Below are 22549 nucleotides of genomic sequence, written 5' to 3'. Positions count from 1 at the left end.
ATAGTTGTCGATAAGAATTTTTATAACATATTTTTATAACATAGTCGCGTGCACCCCTTTATGATTGAGAACTATAACGTCTTCTTATTGGTCTGCGGTATCGCCTTTTTGTTTGGGGCGCTGTTTCCTATCGTGTTTAAACGCACCTCGATCTCATTGCCGATGCTGCAGGTAAGCTTTGGATTGCTCATGGGTTATTGGTGGACGACGTTATCGTTTTTGGATCCGATTGACAATGGCCTTATCATCGAAAAACTCACAGAAATCGTGGTCTTGGTATCACTGGTTGGCGCGGGGATCAAGATTGATACCGAGCTTTCTTGGCGGCTGTGGCGACCGACGATCAGGCTGCTGCTCATCACCATGCCGATTGGTATTTTTGCCATGGCAGCGTTGGGCTACTATGCTTTTGGTTTGAGTTTGGGGGCGGCGATTTTGTTGGGTGCGGTGTTGGCACCGACCGATCCTGTCTTGGCGTCTAGCATTCAGGTCGGCCCACCAAACACTGGCGGTGAGGACACACCGCGCTTTACCTTGACTTCAGAAGCAGGGTTAAATGACGGATTGGCGTTTCCGTTTGTTTATTTGGCCATCAAGGTGGCAGAAGCGTTGAGCGCAGGTCAGCATTTCGATGGCGAGATGCTATGGTCATGGTTTACCCACGATGTTTTGTGGAAGATAGGCGCAGGATTGATGGTGGGTATCGTCGTTGGCAAAGCCATGGCCAAGCTTGTGTTTTCTAAATACAGTCAAGAAACGCCCATCTCGCAAGGTTATGTGGTGATCGCTCTGACGCTGGTCGCTTATGGACTGGCCGAGTATGTAGAGAGCTATGGTTTTATCGCGGTGTTTGTCGCAGCCTTTGCCTTTCGCCGCTCAGAGCACCAGCATACCTACCATCAAAAACTCCATGATTTCGCTGAGCAGTCAGAAGGCTTACTCATGTCGCTGGTACTGGTGGTGTTTGGGATGCTGCTCGGTCAAGGCTTACAGTCAGGCATCGAGCTGACATGGCGAGTCTATATCGTCAGCTTTGTGTTTTTACTTCTGATACGTCCTATCGGCGGGTTTATCGCTTTATCGGGGCTAGGCTTACCTCATACCGAAAAATACGCAATCTCAGCCTTGGGTATACGCGGTATCGGCACCTTGTATTACTTATCCTATGCGCTCAATCACGGCTACTTTGCAGATGATGATGCGCTCAAGTTATGGGTGGTCTGCTCTATCGTAATTTTGATATCTATCTTTATACATGGTTTGAGTGCGCCAAAGCTGCTCAAAATAACACCCAGTAAGCCGCCTTCGACATAAGCATTATCGAACATGTTAGCAACTTATACACTAGCTACGTGCTACTAAGGCGCTATCAACGCGAGTACTGCTTCGGTCAAAGCAAACTGACGAACGTCATTGAGCATCGTAGTATCGAAGTTATGAATAAAAGCAAACGACAATTGCCGTGATGGATCACACCACGCCACTGAGCCGTTGTAGCCCATATGACCAAAACCCGCCGCAGTATCAGCACAGACACTAAACAGACGATGATAGCCCAAGCGCCAATACATGGGTGCTGGCATGACTGCATCTAACCCTGTGACTTGGGGCGTGGATAACTGCTCAAAAGTAGCGCAATCGATTAGCGTCTGACCTTGCCATACCCCGCCATTGGCAAGCATGGCATATATCGTCGCCAGCGCCTCAGCCGATGCAACCCCGTTAGCAGCAGGGATAACGGCTTGTAGCGTTTGTCGTTGATAGTAATCAATAGGCTGCTTGCCGGCTGGGATAAGCGCTGATTTGTAGTTTTTTAGATTGAGATGGCTGGTATCAAAATACAGACGACTGATACCTGCAGTGGTTAACGCCGGCTGGCGGTGATCTCCTTTATCCGTCCCAGAAGCAGCTACAGAGCGCTGCATCTGCAAGGCTTGCTGCTGCCAACACGCCGCACTTGGTAGATGATTATAGACAAATAAGGTATTTGCCGAGTCTGGTTTTAATGTGGGTTTTTGTCGTTTTTGCCGCAGCTTAGGGGTTGCCATCTCGTCTGTATCAAAGTCTTTGGCCAGCGTGGCGACAAGGTCGACTTTATCATCTGGCACCCCAAAATAGCAGCTATCGGCAATCCCTAATGGCGTTGTCAAATAATGGCTTAGCGCTTGCGCAAGCGGCATCTTGGTGACGACTTCTACCAAGCCGCCCAGCACCCAGCCGTAGATTAGCGCACTATAAGCAGAGTCGTAAGCGTCGGCTTGGTCAGGTTGAGTCATGGTCATGTCGGCAACTTTTTTGCGCATATACGACCAGTCTAGTACCGCCTCGCTATCTGCCTCAATACTGGTAATTGCAAAGAGATCAGCTTGGTGCGACATCACCTGCCGCAGCGTAACATGCACTTTGCCATTAGCCGCAAATGCCGGCCAATACTGGGCAATGGGGACGTCATAAGCGAGTAGCTGTTTGGAGACCAATACATGAACCAGAGCCGCGAGCACCCCTTTACCGGTCGAAAAGTTAATCGCTAGGGTTTGCGGTTGCCATGCCATCTCTGGACGCGCCAAGCCCACACTAGCACGAGCGATACACTCGCCCGCCTGATAGACTACTAGCGCCCCGCCAGCTGGCGCATCATCAAGCTGCAATTTTGTCAGCAATTGCTGTAGACGCTGCTGCAGGGTAGTATTTATTCGAGCGTCATCGCGTTCGTTGGTTTTGTTCATTGTCTCAGTCATGGCAGCCTTACTCTATTATCATAAAAAGGCCACCGTCTGGTCGCCTTTTGTTCTATTAGCCGATTACTTTAGGGTATATCTTATTAGCGCGGGACCAACAAACGATTATACACCTCATCTTCTAGCTTTCTCAGACCGTGACTACGTCCCCGTGCCATGGCTGTATCCATTTTGCGGCCGCGTAGCCAGCCGGCGCGCAGTGCCGTCACCGCGCCCACTCTATTACCAGAGCCACAGTGTAGGGCTACCTTTTTGCCGTGATACTGGCGCAGGATATTATCAAAGGCCAATACTTTTAGCTGCTTTAAATCAGCAGCGCCGCTGATAGACAGCTGCTCATAATACATGCCTGCGCGCTTGACGGCGGCAGCTTCATCGAAGCTCAGCTCGTCATCAGGCTGCAAGTTGATGACCAGCTCGACGCCAGCCTTTGCCAATGCCTCAACTTTTTGTTCATCCAGAGCGCCGCATACGATGGTATTGGCATCAGGACGAAAATAAGGCTCAAAGATGGTCGAAAGCTCAATGCCATTGTCCACATTGTCCGCATCAGCTATGGCGCTGTCGCCTGCTGCAGCGTCATTGGCAGCAGCGGTGTTAGTCGCTGCGACATCATTGATTTGATCTGGATTTGGGGTTGTTACTGTAGTATGTGAGGTCATAATAATAATAAAAAGATTCGTTAGTCTGTCTACGTAGGATATATATAAAGACCAACGCGCTTTAGTTTTTAAACGCGTTTGATCCGTTCGCCATAACTTTCGATAGCAGTTACGCGAGAGCCCCAGCTGTATTTACTTAGCGGTCTTGAGCGTCACCAAACCCGCTAGATGAGGCTTGTCGTTTTTGGCACTAAATAGACCAAACTCACAACCATCATCCGCGTTTTGTAGCTGTGATACCGGCTCGGCAATCAGCTCTACTTCAGCAGGCAAAAAGATAGGGAGTTTAAAAGACACATCGACAGTACAGGCATCAGGCAGCTCATCCATCAGCGCGAGACATTTGGCTTTCGACCACATACCATGAGCAATCGCTTTTGGAAAACCAAAGGCCCGTGCCGATAGTGGATGCAAGTGAATGAGGTTAAAATCCCCTGAGACAAACGCATAACGACGGCCAATATCTTCTGGTACTTCAAAAACACTGTGAGTCCCATTGTCATCGACGGTCGGTTTTACGGTAACCGGACGCGGTTTGCTTTTTTTGTCTTTACTGCTGCTGGGTTTTTTGCCACGTGATAGGTAGGTTGATGTCCCCTCCCACACCACCTCATCTTTTGACTTGACGGTCGTGACAAAATCAAACTGTTGACCTTGGGCATGGTCACGCAGATTATCAAAAGTCACAGACATCGCCACTGTTTCACGCTCGCCGATAGGACGATACTGCGTCACACTGTTGTCTACGTGTACGAGACCGAGCATCGCAAAGGGAAACGGCTCTTTGACCATCATGTTCATTTGCAGCGTCTGCGATAACACAGAAAAATAAGTAATAGGCACTTTGCCATTATCTGCAAAACCACAAATCTTACGATAATCGTCTAAATTCTCTTGATCAATATGGAGGTCATCGACGTAGTAAGTCGCTTGTGGTAACTGATCTTTACTGACTTTGCCACTGTTGCCGATAGGCAATAAGCTTTTGACGATATTGGCATAAGTTGTATGCGCTTTTGGCAACGCATCATAGTGTTTGTCTGACATAAATAAATCCTAAGTGGGGCTGGAGCAAACCTTTTGGGGCATTGTTATCATGAATTCTACGTTTTTATCATAAAAAAGCCACCCTTGGGCAGCTTTATTACAATTTATCAGCAATTTTTTCGTAAGCATATGTTAGGCAATCAAGAAAAAACCTCACATTATGATGTGAGCACCGCTTTATTCTTTAGCGATACTTACCTTACTTACTTTTGCCACAGTTTAGCTATGCACGGACAATTGCTTGTATTAAGCACCCAGTAAGCTTTGACCACAAACGCGAACGATGTTGCCATTTAGGCCACCCGATGCAGGAGAGGCAAACCAAGCGATAGTCTCGGCCACGTCTACTGGCAGACCGCCTTGGCTCATGGAATTCATGCGGCGACCTGCTTCACGAATAGCAAAAGGGATGGCCTCTGTCATTTGCGTCTCGATAAAGCCTGGTGCCACAGCGTTGATAGTCATACCCTTGGCATTGTCTTCTAACTGTTTGGCGGTGGCATTGACCAGTCCGATGACGCCCGCTTTAGAAGTGGCATAGTTGGTTTGTCCCATGTTGCCTGCGATGCCTGAGATAGATGACACACATACGATACGTGCGTTGTCTTTTAATACATCATTTTCTAATAGATAGCGATTGAGGCGTGCGATGCTAGCTAGGTTGATATCGATGACCATATCCCACTTTTTTTCATCCATTTTTGCCAACGTCTTATCGCGCGTGACTCCAGCATTATGAATGATTGAATCAAGCCCACCGCGCTTTTGTGCCGCCTCTGCGATTTGCTTGCCTGCATCCTCGCTGGTGATATCGACTGTCAGCACAGAGCCGCTGATTTCGCTTGCGACTTTTTGTAGATCTGCCTGCTGCTGAGGTACATCTAAGCAGATAACGTGAGCGCCTTCGCGAGCCAATACGCGCGCGATTGCCTCACCGATACCGCGGCTGGCACCTGTCACCAGCATGGTTTTGCCACCTAAAGGCTGTGTCCAGTCGACATCTACTGTGTCACCTTTACTGACACGTACCACTTGTCCTGATACATACGCTGAGCGCGCTGAGGTAAAGAAACGCAGCGTTGAATCAAGATTTTGCTCAGCACCTTCTTCGACGTAGACCAACTGGGCGGTGATACCGCGCTTAAACTCTTTACCAACAGACTTCACAAAACCCTCAAGCGCACGCTGCGCCAAGGCAGCTTCTATGTCTGTGAGGTTCTCTGGCGTACGGCCAATGATGATGACACGGCCTGATTTTTCGACACGGCGCGCCACTGTATGAAAAAACGCATATACTGCTTTTAGCTGATCGGCATTACTGATATTACTGGCATCAAACAGTAGTACTTTGAACTTATCATCACCGCCAGTATTGGCTTTTGCGTCTACACCAGCATCAGCCAGCGCATCTTTGATATCGTCGCTACTATTGACGTACACATCTGCATGGACCTCTGATAAGATGCGGGCCACTGCAGCGCTTACGCTTTTGTCGTCGCCATCAGCGCGACCGACCAACACACTGCCACGTACCAAAGGCTCACCGCTCTCAAAACGATCTAACGTCACTGGCAGTGGTAGACCCAAATTTTTGGCCACTTTTTTACCAATAGACGACTGAACAAAATCACCATAACGGTCTGACATAATATAATCCCTATAATAAATGGTTAAAATAATTAAAAATACAATGCGCCTATTATATAGACTCACCGGACGCATCATTATTGATATTTAGTAAATGCATTAAAATCTGGCTTAACTATACACTTACACTATAAACAAGTCCAAAAACTGACAAAGTCTACAACAATCTGTAAACAAGCCAGTATACAAGATGGCAACTTTTTTTCGCGTCACCGTGCCTGATACTGTGTTAAAATCAGACCCATAAGTTATGGCAAATGCAATTATCGATAACAATATATTATCAAATGCATTATTATGCAATGATAATAATCGAGACGCCTGAGTTTACAAAAATAGTCTGGGTTTTCAAGCCGCTCTTTTGCTTCTAAAAATCCTGACCAAGCGGCGACAAATAAGCGTCACATCGTTTGCCAAAGACATACATTATGCTGGTAAAAACGTCTTATCATAGATGACCATAGTAAGTAATAAATAATGGCCAGCAGCCACCCTTTTTCTTTTGTACCCATACTCTTTAAGGATAATATTATGAGTAATAAAAACAATCACCCTGATAGTCCAGTCGTTGAAAGCACTGTCGTAAAATCTACCGATAGCAGCAAAAAAGACACTACAACCAAAGGCGCTGATAGCAAAAAAACCACTGAGGGCACTGCCGCAGCCGTCGGCAAAACAGCAGCTGCTACCCAATCAAAAAAGGCCAAACCAGCCTCAAACCTAAACCGCGTCGCAATCTTGGGCGGCAACCGTATCCCCTTTGCCCGCTCAAACGGCACTTACGCTGACGTCAGCAATACGGACATGCTAACCGCTGCATTAGATGGTTTGGTCGAGCGTTATAACCTACAAGACGAAATCATCGGAGAAGTCGTCTCTGGTGCGGTCATGAAGCTGAGCCGCGACATCAACTTAACGCGCGAGGCGACGCTAAACACAGCCCTAAACCCTCATACGCCAACATACGATATCTCACAAGCCTGTGGTACTGGCTTACAAGCGACCTTTGCCTCTGCCAACAAAATCGCCCTTGGTTTGATTGACTCAGCCATCACAGGCGGTGTCGATACCACCTCTGATGCGCCTATCGCTATCGGTGATGGTCTGCGCAAAGTCCTTATCAAACTCGGTGCGGCAAAAGACAACAAGCAGCGCCTAAAAGCACTAATGGGGCTAAACCCGAAAGATTTGATCGACACCCCACAAAACGGTGAGCCGCGTACCGGCCTATCAATGGGTGAGCACCAAGCCATCACCACGCTTGAGTGGAATATCAGCCGCGAAGCCCAAGACGAGCTGGCGTTTAACAGCCACAAAAACCTAGCACGTGCTTATGACGAAGGCTTCTTTGACGACCTTATCACGCCATATAAAGGCTTGACTCGTGACAACAACTTGCGCCCCGACACCACGCTTGAAAAGTTGGGCAAGCTAAAGCCAGTATTTGGTAAAAAGAACGCCAACCCAACCATGACAGCGGCCAACTCTACCCCCCTCACTGATGGTGCCTCTTGTGTCCTACTCGGTACGGATGAATGGGCAAAAGAACACGGCCTCAAGCCATTGGCGTACATCGCGCACCAAGAAACAGCAGCTGTTGATTTCATCGGCAAGTCAGGTACTACTGAAGGCTTGCTAATGGCACCTGCCTATGCGGTACCGCGTATGCTGGAGCGTGCTGGCCTAACGCTGCAAGACTTCGACTTTTATGAAATCCACGAAGCGTTTGCGTCACAAGTACTCTCAACGCTTGCAGCATGGGAAGATGAGACATTCTGTCAAGAACGTCTGGGTCTTGATGCACCACTTGGCTCCATCGATCGCAGCAAGCTAAACGTCAATGGCTCATCATTGGCAGCAGGCCATCCATTTGCAGCGACAGGTGGCCGTATCCTAGCCACTGCAGCTAAGCTACTGGATCAAAAAGGCTCAGGCCGCGCTCTGATCTCTATCTGTGCAGCAGGTGGCCAAGGCGTCACGTGCATCCTAGAAAAATAATACCGCCATTGCCTGTTTAACAGACAGATAGCTTCGGTTGTCTAAAACACCCATTAATCACGCGATTAATGGGTGTTTTTTTGTGTATACAATCAGCCAATAAAACCGATGACCGTTGTCTTATCAAAGACCACTTCACACAATAATCAAACGCACCTACCGCCTAGTCCCCCTGCCAGATGTGCTAAAGTAAAGACCACAACAAACAAAATCATAATAATATTTGGCAGGAGCTTTTTATGAGTAAAATTCCTTCGGCGATTGACCCAAGACTCTTAACCACACAAGAGCGTCAAAAGCTTAGCCCACCCGAGCAAAACAGCTTTATCAGTCGGATGGACAAGGAAGTGTTTGATGATGAGCTACGTCGTAAAATGCACGAAGACCTTATCGACACCTATGATGAAGAGCTAGAAAACGAAATAGATGATTATGTGCGTGATTTTCGTTTTGATGGGCGGGAGATGAGCGAACAAGAAAGGCTGGATCGCCGACTGTACTTTCAGGAGCTGGTGCGCCTGCAGCGCGAGCTTATCAAGCTACAAGACTGGGTGGTCGATCGCGGCGAGCGTATCGTTGTGATATTTGAAGGACGCGACTCGGCGGGCAAAGGCGGCGCGATCAAGCGCATCACCCAGCGCCTAAACCCACGGGTATGCCGCGTCGCTGCTCTGCCCGCACCGACAGAGCGTGAGCAGTCGCAGTGGTACTTTCAGCGTTATGTCGCTCACTTACCAGCGGCTGGCGAGATCGTCTTGTTTGATCGCAGCTGGTACAACCGCGTCGGGGTTGAGCGCGTCATGGGGTTTTGTACTGATGCTCAGTATGAGGAGTTTTTTCAGTCGGTGCCTGAGTTTGAACGCATGCTCGTGCGCTCGGGTATTCGCTTGGTCAAATACTGGTTTTCGATCACCGATGACGAGCAGCATTCACGCTTTATGAGCCGTATTCATGACCCACTCAAGCAGTGGAAGCTCTCCCCAATGGATTTGGAATCGCGGCGACGCTGGGAGGACTATACCAAAGCCAAAGAAACCATGTTTGAGCGCACTCATATTCCTGAAGCGCCGTGGTGGGTGGTAGAAGGCAATAACAAAAAACGCGCGCGCCTCAATTGTATCGCCCATTTGCTCGAGCAAATCCCTTATAAAGAAGTACCGCGTGATGAAGTCGAGCTACCAGAGCGCAAACGCGATGATGAATACTACCGCGAGCCTATCCCAGATGATATGTACGTGCCGCCGCGTTATTAACGACTTATGATTATCTTGCCCTACTCTGTCTTAAACAAAAAGGCCGCGGTATCTTAAATGAGATACCGCGGCCTTTTTTATACGCCTAGCATAGCGTGCCAGTCATCACCATAACGCGTCAGCTACATGGTATAAGTAGACTGCAAACTGTCGATTTTGCCAGCCAATAAACGCTCTACTTCGTTTTTGATTCTTTGCCCTGCGATATCGGTGCCGATTTGTACCGCAAAACCGGCTGGCCGGCCACTTTGGGTTTTAGAGTTGATCCATACCACCTTACCATTCATCGGTAAACGCTCGCTGGAGTTTGGCAACGTGATGGCAATAAACACCTCATCGCCCAACTGCTGTGGACGATCAGACGGTACAAATAACGCTCCATTGGTCACAAAAGATAAGTAGCTGGCATATAGCGTTTCGATGTCTTCAATATGGCAGGTTAAGACCCCGCCGCGTCCTGGCATGGCCATAGTCAGCTTCCTTTAGTCATTGGGTTAAATGTTTATGAGTGAGCGCTCGTTTTAAATGTTGGTTTATAAACGCGCCAATTCTTGCATCAGCTTATCATAGGCATATTTTTCTTGCACATTTTGTTGTAGCGCAACTTTGCTTTGCTGCAAGCGATTAGAAAATACTTCTATAGCACTGTCGTCAGGGGTACAGCCATCAGCCTGATCGCTCGTAAGCGCTGTCCAATTGATATCCTGCTGTAGCACTGCTAGACCTAAACAGACGCGGCGTATGTCGAGCAGCATCAGCTCAGAGAGCTGAATAAACTCTATAATACTAAGTTGTGATTGCCAATAGTCACTAGCCGCCACGCTACTACGTTTGCCGCCTCGCAGCGCCAGCCAAGTCGTCAGCCATAAGGCACGCTTGCTATACCATGGGGCGTTGGCCAAGGCGATCGCAGCGAGCGGCGCGCCATTGGCCAGTTGTATAAGCTGGCGAAGCGCGGCTGGGCTCACGGCTTCACGGTTGACCGTCGCCCCAAGTGCTTGCGTTACATAATCCATGGCGACTGCAGGCTCAATCGTCTGTAACGCCAATTGCTGGACGCGGCTTTTGATCGTGGGTAACAGCTGGGCTGGACTGTCGCTAATCAAAAACAAATGTACCTGCGCTTGCGGCTCCTCCAAGGTCTTGAGCAGCGCGTTGGCGGCAGCGACCGTCATTTGCTCTGCATGGTCTAACACACAGATGCGCAGGCCTTGGCCGCCTTGATAAATAAAGGGCTGTAGCGCGCGGATGTCATCTACTTTTATTTTTAAGGCGCTATTGCTTGTGGTTTTGGTGTTTTTTTTACCGGCTTTTTCTGTAGCTTCTGTATTGTCGATACTGACTGGCATACTGATGAGCGGCAATGTCTGCAAGCTTGGATGTGTACCAGATCTGAGCCACTGACAGCTTTCACACGTGGCGCACGCTCCTTGCGGATGGGTTGCACGCTCGCGGCATAACAGCCACGCCACCAGACGCCAAACAAAAGCACGTTTGCCCATGCCTTGCATGCCTGCGGCCAGTAGAGCATGCGGCAAAGTCTGCTGCCGAGTGACGCGGTCAGTGAGCTGCGACCATAGTGCTTGCTGCCATGGCAATAATGGCGCAAAGTAAATATCATCTGCAGTCTTTGATGCACCTATATTTTCCATTGTATGACCTATCGCTCCAGCTTTATAAAATGACTTGAAAGCTTAATGGTAGTTTTGCTTAGGCTATTTTAGTTAGTCATGCTACTCGGGCTCTGAAAGTCGGTGAACGCCATCGCATTGAGGCGATCCAAGTCCTCTTGGGTATCGACCCCAGCCGGCAGATGACACGCTGCAGTCGCGATGGCAATATGACCACCGTTTTCTAGTACGCGTAATTGCTCCAAACTCTCTAAGGTCTCAAGCGGGGTCTGTGGCCAATGTACAAACTGCTGTAGTAAGCTCACGCGGTACGCATAAAGCCCCAAATGCCGATAAGCGTTTTTGGGTGGTCGTTTGTTTGGCTCGTCTGCCAATACCACATCACGGTCACAAGGAATGGGCGCGCGGCTAAAATATAGCGCGCGCTGCAGTGCATTAGTATATTGACTGACGACCTTGACCACTGAGGGACGCAAAAAAGTCTCATAATCATCGATCGGTTCACACAAGGTGGCCATGACGCTGGCTTTATCCGCGACCAATAGATTCTTTACTTGCTCTAATAATAAAGGCGGCACCAGCGGCTCATCGCCTTGCATGTTGATGACGATATCCTGATCGGCCCAGCCTTTGATGGCTGCAACTTCCGCTAAGCGATCTGTACCCGAAGCATGCTCGCGGCTGGTCATCACCACCTCAAACCTTGCGTCCATACACACCTGAGCAATGCGCTCATCATCAGTTGCGATACACATGTCATCAGCAAAATGCGCCGCTTGCGCCTTTTCAGCGACCCACAAAATCATCGGCTTGCCATGAATAGCTAACAACGGCTTGCCAGGTAATCGAGTACTCTTAAAACGGGCAGGAATCACAATGTGAGTTTTGGCAGCAGCCATAGACGCAGTAGCAGGGTCAATGACAGACTCAATGTTAGACATGGTTACTTCCTTAGCAGGTTTGATGTGACGTACCGTCTTATATGTTTTTGATAATGGCTATCTTTGATAATGACTGTTTTTAGAGCCGCTTTATTTTTTTGTTTATTTTAGGGCTTGATGAGATTTGATATCGATATCCAGTCTCTGTAATTGCTCTGTCAATAAGCGGTAGCAATCATCAGAGAGCACGGCGGTGACTGGCAATACCCAGAGCCTACTCACCAGCGCTTGGTAGTCATCATCTAGCGCATTATTAGCCATGGCCTTTGAGAGTAATGCTTTGATTTTTACAGCGTCTTTTGTGGTAACGACAATAGGATGCTGACGATACTGTAGCAGCTCCGCCAAAGTAAATTCATAGTGATCTGGATAAGGATGAGCGATGACCTCAAAGCCTAAATCTGTGAGCGTCTCAAAAAAACGCTGCGGATAACCGATGCCGCTGACTGCATGTACTTGACTGCCTGTCTTTGGCGCTACCAGAGGGTCTTGCTGCTCGCTCGTCTGTATATCGGCCTTCGCAGCGTTTGGTTTTTGGGTATTCGCCAATGCAGGTCTCCATAAAGGCTGCATGCTGTCCGCTTGCATATACATAAGCAGGCGCTGATTCGCCTGCTTTTGCTTGCTTGCGTGCTCGGGGGCTGGACTTATCTGTTGCTTGCTATGGTATACCACAGTAGCACCCTTAAGCCGAGACAATGGCTCACGTAAAAACCCTGTCGGTAGTAGCTGCTTATTACCAAAACCGCGAGCGGTGTCCACGACGATCCACTCTATATCACGCTGCAGTGCATAATGCTGCAAGCCATCATCGGCAATGATCAGTTGCAAGTCTGGGTGAGCGGCCAATAACGTTGTGATCGCTTGCTGCCGATTGGGACTGACCGCCATCGGTGCGCCTGTCATATTGACTATCAAACACGGCTCATCGCCGACCACGCTAGGGGTGCTGCTGGCATCGACCAGTGCTGGCATCTGACTGGTGTCGCCGCCATAGCCGCGACTAATCACCCCCACCTTGATACGATGTACCGCTTGTAGATGGCTCACCAACTCAATAATCAATGGCGTCTTGCCGCTACCGCCCACACTGATATTACCGATGACCATGACAGGTATGGGCGCCCGATAGCTGGCAAACACCCCCCATCGATAAGCCTGGCGGCGCAGCGTGATGATGAGACCATACAGCCAACTAATAGGCAACAGCAGCCATAGCCAAGCGGCTTTGCGTTGCCATGCACGCGTCACTGTCGTCTCAATACTCAAGGCTGATTGCTCACTTATTCGTTGATTTGAAGCTTTGCACGCACCAATGGCTACTCAAAATCGCGGGCATACATCTGGGCATAATGACCTTGCTTTTGCATCAGCTCATCATGGGTGCCCAGCTCTACAAGCTGACCACCATCTAAGACTGCGATACGATCAGCGGACTCAATGGTCGTCAATCGATGAGCAATGACCAATGTCGTCCGGTCTTTCATAACATTATCAAGTGCCTGCTGGATATAGTACTCTGACTCATTGTCCAGCGCGCTGGTCGCCTCATCTAGTATAAGAATCGGTGCGTCTTTTAGCAGTGCCCGAGCGATAGACAAACGCTGACGCTGACCACCTGACAGCTGCAGACCTTCCGCACCGATTTCGCTTTGATAGCCATTTGGTAGCTTCATAATAAAATCATGAGCAAACGCATCTTTGGCTGCTTTTTCTACCTCTGCTTGGCTTTTATTGGCCAAACTGCCATAAGCGATGTTATTAAAAACAGTGGTATTAAATAGCACCACCTGCTGATTGACCATCGCAATCTGCGCGCGCAGACTCTCAAGTTTGATATCCTCAATCGGCCGTCCATCCAAGGTAATCTGCCCCGAGGAGGTCGACAAGGTACGCGTCAACAAGTTGACCAATGAAGACTTACCAGCGCCGCTGCGCCCTACCAAGGCTACCGTCTCCCCTGCTCGCACATCCAGCGTAAAGTCGCGCAGCGCTACGGTCGAATCGGGATACACCAAACTGATATTGTCCAGAGATATCTCCCCAGACAACGCTGGGCTGACTGTGCCGGTGTCTTTTTCTTCTGGCTCATCAAGTAGCGCAAAGATGGACTCACCCGCGGCAATGCCTTTTTGCAATTTTTGATTGACATCGGTCAGGGATCGAACCGGCTTACTGAGCAGTCCTGCCGCGGCGATATACGAGATAAACTCACCGGCAGAGATATTGTCGATTACCGATGGTCTAAGGGCCAGCCAAACCACCACCGACATCGCCATGGCCATCAGCAGCTGTACCGCTGGGGTATTGATACTGTTGGTCACGACGACCTTCATACCTTGGCGCAGGTTCTTTTTGGAGGTTTTATCAAAACGCTCGGCTTCGTAAGCTTGGCCGCCGTAGTTTTTGACCACCTGATAGCCACCGATGACTTCATTGGTGATATGACTGACATCCCCCATGGTTTCTTGGATGCCTTTTGACAACTTGAGATAACGCTTGGATGCGATGCGAATCAGCCATAATATGGGCGGCAACACCACAAACAAAATCAAGGTCAAACGCCAATTACTATAAAGCAAAAACCCAATCAGACCAATCACAGTCAAACCATCTCGCAACACCGTTTTCATCGAGTCGGTACTGGCAGCGGTGACTTGCTCGACGTCAAATATCAGCTTTGAGGAGATAGTGCCAGCCGGATTGGCCAAATAAAACGCACTCGGCAAACGCAGCAGCTTATTAAACACCTCCACACGCAGCTCATACACCAAGTTGCGCGACACCAACGCGGAGTAATAGTTACCCAAAAAGCTACCCACACCGCGAACAAAGAACAGACCAATAATAAGCAGTGGAAACAAATCTTGCTTACTTTGGTCATTTTGATTGATGGCATCAGTGATGTATTGCAGCAGTTTGGCAATCCAAATCTCGGTTGCCGCATTGATCGCAAACCCCACAACCGTCAGCAGCAACGCCCACCAGTACGGCTTAAGATAGCGTAGCAGCCGCAGCAATGTCTGGTATTTTGGCGTACCTGAGGGCGCAGCCGACTGTTTTTTTGCAGACGGTTTTTTAGCGTTTGATGAATAAGCTTGGCTCATAAAAGCCTCAATTTGGGTGTCATAACATGAATGGACTGCATCTATACTGCACCTTCACAGAACTACAGCTGTACAGATAAGTGCGGCATCGAGCAGGCCATATATTATTGCGGTAACGATTGGCCAAGCGGCACAACCGTACTGATATTTAGGTTCAAAAACCCCATTTTGCCAGCGACATCCATCACACGCACGACTGATTGGTGCGTGGCATTGGCATCTGCCGCGATGACAAAGAGCATCTCACGATTGCTGCCGGCTTCTTGCTGAAGCATACTGGTCAGCTCCGCTTCATTGCTGCTCGCAAGTGTGATGCCATTGACAAGATAATTGCCATCTTCTTGCACTGCCACTTCGATGGTACTGTTTTGCTCTGTCAGCGCCACCCCTTCTGCCTCAGGGAGAATGATATTTAAACGGCTAAAATGATTGAACGAGGTGGCCAACAACAAAAACACGATTAGGAATAATAAACAATCAATCATCGGTGTCAGATTGATTTCAAGGGGCTCGACCGTCGGTTTTCTAAAGCGCATACCATTCTCTTTAATTGACTCAATACCACACTTGGTAGAATACTGATAACGTAGAATACTGATAACCACTGACGCAGATTATGAGGTCATGGCTGCTTCAGCATTGACCTCTAACCCATGCATAGCAGGCGCTGAGTCTGCCGCGCCCTCTACTGCAGCAGAAGGAAACTGACGCATATCCGCCAGATTACTATCTGCTAACAGGTGATAGTCGTATAGCTCTTGAATCATCAAACCCGCTTGGGTCTCAAACTGTGCATTGATATCAATGATACGGCGCTGAAAATAGCGATAGGCCACCAGTGCAGGGATGGCCACAATCATCCCTGCAGCTGTGGTTATCAGTGCTTGTGATACCCCAGCAGCTAGCATCGTCGGGTCCTGCATCGCGCCATCAGTAATCGCCAAAAACGATGAAATAATACCCAGTACAGTACCCAATAGCCCAAGCAGTGGGGCAATCGCGCCGATGGTGCCGAGCATATTGATGTTTTTTTCTAACTGATGGATTTGCACACTGGCACGGTTTTGCATGTGCATGGTCATCGAGTCTAGCCCATATTGGCGATAGAGCAGCCCTGTCGCTAGGATATCGCCTAATGGGGTTTTTTCTTTAACGTTCATCAGCTGAGTGCGGCCGATATCACCGTTTTCACGCAAGCGTGTGATTAGCTGCTCACGCAGCCTGCTTGGAACGATTTTGTTAAACTGTAAGGTATGACTACGCTCGATAATGATGACCAATGCCAAAATTGAGCACAACACAATCGGCGTCATCAACCAACCACCTGCCTTTACCAACTCCCACATATTGCTTCTCTTTTATATTTTTTTTAAATAGTTGTTATAAAGATGGCGCTTGTTAAGCCTGCGCTTCTATCTGTTTGATCAAAGCGGCCAGCTGGTCTTGACTATGAAAAAATATCTCGACACTGCCCTGCCCGTCTTTTTTGTGCTTAAGCTTTACTTCAGCGCCGAGCATATCTGTCAGGCGCTGGGTCAAACGCTCGACGTCACGTGATTGCACTTGCTCAGCGCGGCTGACTTTTGGCGCAGGCTGGAGGATAGATTTTACCAGTTTCTCAGCTTCGCGTACCGTCATGCCGCCATCGATGATCTTTTGGGCGATGATCGGCTGCTGCTCAGAAGAGAGCGCCAACAGGGTACGCGCATGCCCCATATCAAGCGCATTGTTGGCCAAATGATCTTTGACCGTGTCATGCAGCTGGTTGAGACGCAGCAAGTTTGACACAGTTGTACGCGCCTTACCGACTACCTCAGCGATCATCGCATGGCTCATACCAAACTCGGTATGAAAGCGCTGCAGTGCAGCGGCTTGTTCAATCACGGATAAGTCTTCACGCTGGATGTTTTCAATCAATGCTAGCGCAATCGCCAGCTCATCAGACAAAGCGCGTTCAATCGCTGGAATGACTGGCTTACCTGCCATCTTGGCCGCACGCCAGCGCCGCTCACCTGCGATGATTTCGTGCGTGACAAAATCCTCACTCTTATCTTCACTGGCCAGTAGTGGACGAATCACGATAGGCTGCATGACGCCATGCTGCTCGATAGACGATGCCAACTCTGCCAGCGCCGTTTCACTCATATCACGGCGCGGCTGGTATTTACCCGCTTGCAGGCGTTTGACATCGATCTGCACCAAGCTGATTTGATCTTCAAGCGCACTGTTGTCTGTACCTGTGGCACGCGGTTTGGCCGCTGCCTTGTTTGTAGCCCGTGATTTTCGGCCACTGCTATCAGCAGCGCGCGTTTGGGTTTTAGCAGCATTGGTACGCTCAGAGCGAGTCGCGACACTAGGCGCTTTTGCGTTCGTGTTTGATGGCGAGGTATCTGACGTGTCGACGGGCGCAGCATTGCCACGCGCAGCCATATCGTCTTGCAAGGCAGAGGCGGTAATTTGCTTTTCTTTTTTGATTGACCCTAATAAGGCATCTAAGCCTCGATTGGCCGCCAACCCTCTCTTTTTCGCCATGATTACCTATCCTCTAACACTAAAATAAAAGCCCATTTTTTACAAATGCGGCTTACTCATTACTTATAAATATGATAGTTACTGCTTATCTACTCTAACGCTGGCCACGCCGCGTTTTTAGGCACTTTGCTTAATCACTTCAGCGGCCAGTTTTTGGTAAGCGCGCGACCCTTTTGACCACCTCTCATACGCAATCACCGGCAGACCATGGGCAGGTGCCTCTGCCAGACGAATGTTTCTGGGAATGTGGGTTTTGTACATGATATCGCCAAAATGCGCCTCAAGCTCGGCTGAGACATCGCGTGCGAGTGTGTTACGTGCATCATATAGGGTTCTTACGACGCCGCGTATATAGAGATTTGGATTGAGCTCCGTTAAACGCTCAATAGTCTGCGACAAGTCGGCCAGCCCTTCTAGCGCATAGTATTCGCATTGCATCGGAATAATCACGCCATCAGTTGCCACCAAAGCATTGATTGTCAATAAATTCAAACTCGGCGCGCAATCGATAATCACATAATCATAAGACGGTGTGTTGGTAGCGGCTTGCTGCTCTACCAGCGCTGCCATGGCATTTTTAAACAGCTCATGACTGTCTGTTTTGTTCATCAAAGTGATGTCCATACCTGCCAAATCTCGGTTGGCACCAATCACGTCAAACCCAGCAGGACTTGAGACAATCACATCAGCCAGCGAGACGCCATCGAGCAGCACATCAGCGATGGTCAAGGACAGCTCGTTTTTATCGACACCTGTACCACTGGTCGCATTGCCTTGTGGGTCTAGGTCAATCAGCAGGACACGCTTGCGCTTAGCAGCCAAGCTGGCGGTCAAATTTACCGCCGTCGTGGTTTTACCCACGCCGCCTTTTTGATTGGCAATTGCTATGATTTCCATACACTCACTCAATTTTATTAGGATCTATTACTATTATTCTATGTTTTACTGATGCTTGCAGACATCGCTTGCAATCACAACACCCTGCAGCCTTGATACTCGTCAATATATGCTATTTGGATATCAAGGTAAACGATGTTTCACGACCGCACGGGCTCATAGCTTAGACATTTTTAGCAGACAATTCAATCAAATGACGACTATCATGTAAACGTGGCACTGTTAACTTTATGGTGTCGATACGCCAGTCGTGCTCGAGCGCTTGCAGCTCTTCATCGCTTGGCGCTTTGCCCTTCATCGCACACAAGCACCCCTCTGCGGCCAGTCTTGGCTGTGCCACGTGGACAAAATCAATCAGGCTGGCAAAGGCCCGCGAGGTCACCACCTCATAGCTGGCCTCATGCGCCTCGATACGAGAGGCAATAGGCTGCATATTATGTAGGCCAAGCTCACTACTGATTTGTTTGATAAAGCGAATTTTTTTCTGATTGCTGTCTAAGGCTGTGCAAGCGCGCTCAGGCTGGCAAATCGCGATAATAACGGCTGGCAGCCCTGCCCCTGTACCGATATCTAACAGTGACCCTGACGGCAAATGCGGTATAATAGCCAAACAATCAATCACATGCTTGATCAGTGCTTCTTTGGGATCAGTGATGGCGGTGAGATTATACGCCTTATTCCACAATAAAAGCTGATCTAAGTACAATAATAGCGTGCGCTGCTGCGTCTCACTCAAAGACAAACCCAGCTCATTGATCGCTTGTGCCAACGTATCGGCCAGTGCTGGCAGCTGTGTGCCAAGTTTAACAAAGCCGGCCGGATCGATAGCGGCATGATCCACGCTGGTAGATGGTGAGGTTTTTTTGGCAGAAGCTGACATAAGGCGCATTATCCAGTTTTGACATGTGAACCGTCTATTTTATCACGCACTCCGCGTATTGAATAGTTGCAGATTGCCCCAATGTGAGACATCTTATACTATCTGCGCAGTCTTTGAGGCTTATTGTTCTTTAATCATAGCAAACCGCTGGGGGTTTACTGCTATCATACGCAGCAAATACCGCGGCTTTATGATGAAATATACTAAAAAACCAATCGCTCATTTTTAAAGGCCGCATCCTAGACACCGATAATCAAACCGCCTCATAGCAACACTTCCCAATCATCAAAAACGCGACCAAACAAGACACTAATGATATGGTAACACCCTCGACTCAGCTGACCGACCCAGCAATAGACACCACCAAAGAACAGACAAAACACGCAAAAAAGGTAACGCAGCTGCATCCACGTTTTTTAGAAGTGAAGCAGCACTGCCACCTAAGCGCTGCGCAATTGAAGCGCTATAGCGATCCTGCGGCACTGCCAAGCGACACCCGATCTGCCCCTGATTTGGACGTGGGCTTTGGCCAGCAGCGAGCGCTAAAAGCATTGCAAACTGCCCTAGACATCAAAGCCAGTGGCTATCATGTGTTTGCCGCAGGCGAAAACGGTTTGGGCAAACGTACGGTCATCAGCCGTTTATTGACTCGCATCGCCGCCGATGCATCAACGCCTGATGACTGGGTCTATGTGCATAACTTCGCTGATCCCCGTACGCCGCAAGCATTATCCCTACCTGCTGGACAAGCAGAGATATTGCAGCAGCAGGTGAGTCAATTGTGGCAGCAAGCCAAAAAACGCCTCAGTCAGCGTTTTCGCAGTGATCAATACCAAAGCAAAATAGAAGCCATCAAAAACGCCACCCATCAAAAAGAAAGTCAGGCTTATGATGTGCTCAATGCCGAAGGCAAGCAATACGACTTGGCTTTGACGTTTCGCTCGTTTGATAACAAAGCGGTGTTTGTCCATCCGAGTCAGCTGCCAACGGAGAGTAGCAGCGCCGCCGATACCGCCGCTGAGCACACTCCCGCCAGCCCTAGATCCGATAATCCGCAATCCGCGGCCAAGCCCAATGAGACGGCGCATCGTCGTGGCAAGCAAGACGAAGACAGCTATGGCGATGACGAGTACGAAACCGAGCTCGACAACTTCGTACAAAAAAACCACATGCAAAAGCGCCTAAGTCAGCTCACCGTCGCACTAGAGCAATTAGAAGACGAAGCCAATGACGCCATCGAAGCGCTGCATCGTGACATTGCACGCCGTGCACTACAGCCGTTATTTGCCCCAGTTTATCAGCAGTTTGCAGCTCAGCCACAAGTCGTCGATTACCTAAAAGCCGTATCTGCAGATATGGTCACGCATGCCGAGCGCATCGTCAATGGCGATGATGAAGAGTTTGTCACAGCAGCGCTGGCCACCACTCCCAGTCGTTATGCGGTCAATGTCATCGTCAGTCACGCGCCAGACAGTGGTTCACCTGTGGTCTTTGAGGATTTGCCGACGCATCTAAACCTATTGGGACATGTCGAGCAAATCACCCAGTTGGGCACAGTCACCACTGACGTCAGTATGATTCGAGCGGGCGCTCTACACCGTGCCAATGGCGGTTATCTGTTGTTGGAGGCCAGTCATTTACTTGAGCATCCTTATGCTTGGCAAGGTCTCAAACGCGCTCTGCAATCACGCAAAATCAAACTCTCTAGCCTTGAGCAAATGCTGACTTTGACAGGTAGCCTATCGCTTGCACCGTCTCCCATTGACCTTGATGTCAAGGTGATTTTGCTGGGCGAAGCTGACCTATATTACGAGCTTTTGGAGCTCGAGCCTGAGTTTGATGCCGTCTTTAAGGTGCGTGCCGACTTCCACGACGATGTGACGCGCAGCCCTGAGCACGAGTTGGCATTGGTGGCAAAAATGGCTGATATCATCGATCATGCTAGCCTTTATCCATTTGATCGCAATGCACAGGCGGCGCTGCTTGAGCATTTGAGCTTACAAGCCGAAGACCAAGACCGCTTAAGCTTACACAGCGACTTATTGATCAAACTGCTGCACGAGTCTGATCGTCATGCGCGCCTAGATGGCCAGCATATCGTTGATGCCCATCATGTCATGCAAGCCATTGACGATATGGACGAGCGCTCAGGGTATCTGCGCGACTTATATTGGGATGAGCTAAAAAACGGCCAGCAGCTCATTCAAACCCAAGGTCATGCGGTCGGGCAAGTCAACGCCCTGACCGTGGTCAGTTATGCCGATAGCGAGTTTGGCATGCCAGCACGCCTCACCGCCGTCATTCAACCCAACATCGGCGCAGGTGAGATTCTCGATATCGAGCGCGATGTGGATTTGGGCGGTAGTCTGCATGCTAAGGGTATGCTGATTATGACCAGCTATTTGCGGGCGCTGTTTAGTCAACACCACGCCCTTAACTTTAGTGCCTCACTTGCTTTTGAGCAAAGCTACGCGCAGATCGATGGTGATAGCGCCACAGTCAGCGAAGGCTGCGCGCTGCTCTCAGCCTTAGCCGATGTGCCAATCGATCAGTCCTTAGCCATTACTGGTTCCATGAACCAATTAGGCGAGGTACAAGCTGTCGGTGGTATCAACGCTAAAATCGCTGGATTTTTTGATGCTTGCCGCGAGCAAGAACTGACAGGCCAGCAAGGCGTGGTCATCCCTATTGCCAACGTCCAGCAGCTGATGCTGCGTGACGACATCATCGCTGCGGTCAAAGCTGGTAAGTTTCATATCTATGGAGTGCAGAGCTTAAGTGAGGCGTTGACACTGATGACAGGACTGCCTATCGACACCATGAATAAAAAAGGCCGCTATCGTAAAGACACGTTGTTTGGCAAAGTATTAAATCGCTTACTGCTGTGGGACGAAAACCAAAACGTCGATGACGATATTGAGGACAAAGATGCCAAGCAAACCAGCCAAAAAAAGCGCAAGGCAAAAAAGAAAAAAGACAAGAAAAAAAGACGTCAACGTCAAGAGGATAAGGGCAAAAAAGGCAATGACGGCCACTCAAGCGCGGATATCACGACAGCTGATGAGTCGCCTGATATCGCCCAGCCCTGATGGTGACAGGCATCAGATCATGGACTGACGACCTGCTACCGTCGTTTATCATGCGCTGCTCATCAATGATAGACACAACATAGATGTCAAGATAGACGTCAAGCTGCTTTTCTGCCATGATAACCCG

At 49.2% G+C, this 22549-nt stretch carries 18 protein-coding genes; 4 read left to right on the top strand and 14 right to left on the bottom strand.

Annotated elements, in window-relative coordinates; all coding sequences use genetic code 11:
* Positions 1 to 60: 60 nt before the first annotated feature.
* On the top strand, positions 61 to 1314 hold the full coding sequence (locus CAP50_RS06475; RefSeq protein ID WP_100749428.1) for a cation:proton antiporter: 1254 nt from the start codon (positions 61 to 63) through the stop codon (positions 1312 to 1314).
* A gap of 44 nt (positions 1315 to 1358) precedes the next feature.
* On the opposite strand, the gene CAP50_RS06470 is transcribed toward CAP50_RS06475, so the two are convergent.
* From CAP50_RS06470 to CAP50_RS06455, 4 genes are all read right to left on the bottom strand, one after another.
* Positions 1359 to 2738 (bottom strand): serine hydrolase domain-containing protein, encoded by a 1380-nt coding sequence (locus tag CAP50_RS06470; RefSeq protein ID WP_100749427.1) that lies wholly within the window; start codon positions 2736 to 2738, stop codon positions 1359 to 1361.
* Positions 2739 to 2821: 83 nt separating this feature from the next.
* Positions 2822 to 3400, bottom strand: a complete 579-nt coding sequence (locus CAP50_RS06465; RefSeq protein WP_100749426.1) for a beta-lactamase hydrolase domain-containing protein — start codon at positions 3398 to 3400, stop codon at positions 2822 to 2824.
* 132 nt (positions 3401 to 3532) lie between these two features.
* Positions 3533 to 4447 (bottom strand): MaoC family dehydratase, encoded by a 915-nt coding sequence (locus tag CAP50_RS06460; protein WP_100749425.1) that lies wholly within the window; start codon positions 4445 to 4447, stop codon positions 3533 to 3535.
* Between the two features lie 246 nt (positions 4448 to 4693).
* Positions 4694 to 6094: a 3-oxoacyl-ACP reductase gene (locus CAP50_RS06455; protein WP_075102117.1), complete on the bottom strand. Its 1401-nt coding sequence runs from the start codon at positions 6092 to 6094 to the stop codon at positions 4694 to 4696.
* Positions 6095 to 6625: 531 nt separating this feature from the next.
* Here CAP50_RS06455 and CAP50_RS06450 point away from each other — a divergent pair.
* A complete protein-coding gene (locus tag CAP50_RS06450) occupies positions 6626 to 8092 on the top strand; it encodes an acetyl-CoA C-acetyltransferase (RefSeq protein ID WP_100749424.1) in 1467 nt (488 codons plus the stop codon).
* A 239-nt stretch (positions 8093 to 8331) separates the two neighbouring features.
* Positions 8332 to 9345 carry a polyphosphate kinase 2 gene (gene ppk2 / locus CAP50_RS06445; RefSeq protein WP_241900678.1) on the top strand — a complete coding sequence of 338 codons (1014 nt, stop codon included), beginning with the start codon at positions 8332 to 8334 and terminating at the stop codon, positions 9343 to 9345.
* A gap of 122 nt (positions 9346 to 9467) precedes the next feature.
* Here the strand turns inward: ppk2 and CAP50_RS06440 are convergent, their stop codons facing one another.
* The 10 genes from CAP50_RS06440 to rsmG all read right to left on the bottom strand — a co-directional run bounded on the left by CAP50_RS06440 (position 9468) and on the right by rsmG (position 19333).
* Complete coding sequence (locus CAP50_RS06440; RefSeq protein WP_100749423.1) at positions 9468 to 9815, bottom strand: PilZ domain-containing protein; 348 nt, start codon at positions 9813 to 9815, stop codon at positions 9468 to 9470.
* A 63-nt stretch (positions 9816 to 9878) separates the two neighbouring features.
* Positions 9879 to 10997, bottom strand: a complete 1119-nt coding sequence (locus CAP50_RS06435) for a DNA polymerase III subunit delta' (RefSeq protein ID WP_100749422.1) — start codon at positions 10995 to 10997, stop codon at positions 9879 to 9881.
* Between the two features lie 68 nt (positions 10998 to 11065).
* On the bottom strand, positions 11066 to 11917 hold the full coding sequence (kdsB, locus tag CAP50_RS06430) for a 3-deoxy-manno-octulosonate cytidylyltransferase (RefSeq protein WP_100749421.1): 852 nt from the start codon (positions 11915 to 11917) through the stop codon (positions 11066 to 11068).
* Between the two features lie 102 nt (positions 11918 to 12019).
* Positions 12020 to 13186 (bottom strand): tetraacyldisaccharide 4'-kinase, encoded by a 1167-nt coding sequence (gene lpxK, locus CAP50_RS06425; protein WP_100749420.1) that lies wholly within the window; start codon positions 13184 to 13186, stop codon positions 12020 to 12022.
* A gap of 50 nt (positions 13187 to 13236) precedes the next feature.
* Positions 13237 to 15024: a lipid A export permease/ATP-binding protein MsbA gene (gene msbA / locus CAP50_RS06420; RefSeq protein ID WP_100749419.1), complete on the bottom strand. Its 1788-nt coding sequence runs from the start codon at positions 15022 to 15024 to the stop codon at positions 13237 to 13239.
* A gap of 104 nt (positions 15025 to 15128) precedes the next feature.
* Positions 15129 to 15560: an ExbD/TolR family protein gene (locus CAP50_RS06415; RefSeq protein WP_100749418.1), complete on the bottom strand. Its 432-nt coding sequence runs from the start codon at positions 15558 to 15560 to the stop codon at positions 15129 to 15131.
* Between the two features lie 78 nt (positions 15561 to 15638).
* Complete coding sequence (locus tag CAP50_RS06410) at positions 15639 to 16370, bottom strand: MotA/TolQ/ExbB proton channel family protein (protein ID WP_241900677.1); 732 nt, start codon at positions 16368 to 16370, stop codon at positions 15639 to 15641.
* Between the two features lie 52 nt (positions 16371 to 16422).
* Positions 16423 to 17556 carry a ParB/RepB/Spo0J family partition protein gene (locus CAP50_RS06405; RefSeq protein ID WP_075102124.1) on the bottom strand — a complete coding sequence of 378 codons (1134 nt, stop codon included), beginning with the start codon at positions 17554 to 17556 and terminating at the stop codon, positions 16423 to 16425.
* Between the two features lie 117 nt (positions 17557 to 17673).
* On the bottom strand, positions 17674 to 18453 hold the full coding sequence (locus tag CAP50_RS06400; protein WP_100749417.1) for a ParA family protein: 780 nt from the start codon (positions 18451 to 18453) through the stop codon (positions 17674 to 17676).
* Between the two features lie 163 nt (positions 18454 to 18616).
* The gene (rsmG, locus tag CAP50_RS06395) at positions 18617 to 19333 is read right to left on the bottom strand and encodes a 16S rRNA (guanine(527)-N(7))-methyltransferase RsmG (protein ID WP_100749416.1); all 717 of its coding nucleotides are present in this window, start codon (positions 19331 to 19333) and stop codon (positions 18617 to 18619) included.
* 317 nt (positions 19334 to 19650) lie between these two features.
* Here rsmG and CAP50_RS06390 point away from each other — a divergent pair, with 317 nt between their 5' ends.
* The gene (locus tag CAP50_RS06390) at positions 19651 to 22422 is read left to right on the top strand and encodes an ATP-binding protein (protein WP_100749415.1); all 2772 of its coding nucleotides are present in this window, start codon (positions 19651 to 19653) and stop codon (positions 22420 to 22422) included.
* The last annotated feature ends 127 nt before the right edge of the window (positions 22423 to 22549 follow it).

This window comes from Psychrobacter sp. L7 (assembly GCF_002810365.1).
Classification (GTDB): domain Bacteria; phylum Pseudomonadota; class Gammaproteobacteria; order Pseudomonadales; family Moraxellaceae; genus Psychrobacter; species Psychrobacter celer.
This window is presented reverse-complemented; position numbering and strand designations above follow the sequence as displayed.

Bases quoted from the DNA above. Each gene is read 5' to 3' on its own strand.
- CAP50_RS06475 (WP_100749428.1), top strand. From the start codon at position 61: ATGATTGAGAACTATAACGTCTTCTTATTGGTCTGCGGTATCGCCTTT.
- CAP50_RS06470 (WP_100749427.1), bottom strand. From the start codon at position 2,738: ATGACTGAGACAATGAACAAAACCAACGAACGCGATGACGCTCGAATA.
- CAP50_RS06465 (WP_100749426.1), bottom strand. From the start codon at position 3,400: ATGACCTCACATACTACAGTAACAACCCCAAATCCAGATCAAATCAAT.
- CAP50_RS06460 (WP_100749425.1), bottom strand. From the start codon at position 4,447: ATGTCAGACAAACACTATGATGCGTTGCCAAAAGCGCATACAACTTAT.
- CAP50_RS06455 (WP_075102117.1), bottom strand. From the start codon at position 6,094: ATGTCAGACCGTTATGGTGATTTTGTTCAGTCGTCTATTGGTAAAAAA.
- CAP50_RS06450 (WP_100749424.1), top strand. From the start codon at position 6,626: ATGAGTAATAAAAACAATCACCCTGATAGTCCAGTCGTTGAAAGCACT.
- ppk2 (WP_241900678.1), top strand. From the start codon at position 8,332: ATGAGTAAAATTCCTTCGGCGATTGACCCAAGACTCTTAACCACACAA.
- CAP50_RS06440 (WP_100749423.1), bottom strand. From the start codon at position 9,815: ATGGCCATGCCAGGACGCGGCGGGGTCTTAACCTGCCATATTGAAGAC.
- CAP50_RS06435 (WP_100749422.1), bottom strand. From the start codon at position 10,997: ATGGAAAATATAGGTGCATCAAAGACTGCAGATGATATTTACTTTGCG.
- kdsB (WP_100749421.1), bottom strand. From the start codon at position 11,917: ATGTCTAACATTGAGTCTGTCATTGACCCTGCTACTGCGTCTATGGCT.
- msbA (WP_100749419.1), bottom strand. From the start codon at position 15,024: ATGAGCCAAGCTTATTCATCAAACGCTAAAAAACCGTCTGCAAAAAAA.
- CAP50_RS06415 (WP_100749418.1), bottom strand. From the start codon at position 15,560: ATGCGCTTTAGAAAACCGACGGTCGAGCCCCTTGAAATCAATCTGACA.
- CAP50_RS06410 (WP_241900677.1), bottom strand. From the start codon at position 16,370: ATGTGGGAGTTGGTAAAGGCAGGTGGTTGGTTGATGACGCCGATTGTG.
- CAP50_RS06405 (WP_075102124.1), bottom strand. From the start codon at position 17,556: ATGGCGAAAAAGAGAGGGTTGGCGGCCAATCGAGGCTTAGATGCCTTA.
- CAP50_RS06400 (WP_100749417.1), bottom strand. From the start codon at position 18,453: ATGGAAATCATAGCAATTGCCAATCAAAAAGGCGGCGTGGGTAAAACC.
- rsmG (WP_100749416.1), bottom strand. From the start codon at position 19,333: ATGTCAGCTTCTGCCAAAAAAACCTCACCATCTACCAGCGTGGATCAT.
- CAP50_RS06390 (WP_100749415.1), top strand. From the start codon at position 19,651: ATGGTAACACCCTCGACTCAGCTGACCGACCCAGCAATAGACACCACC.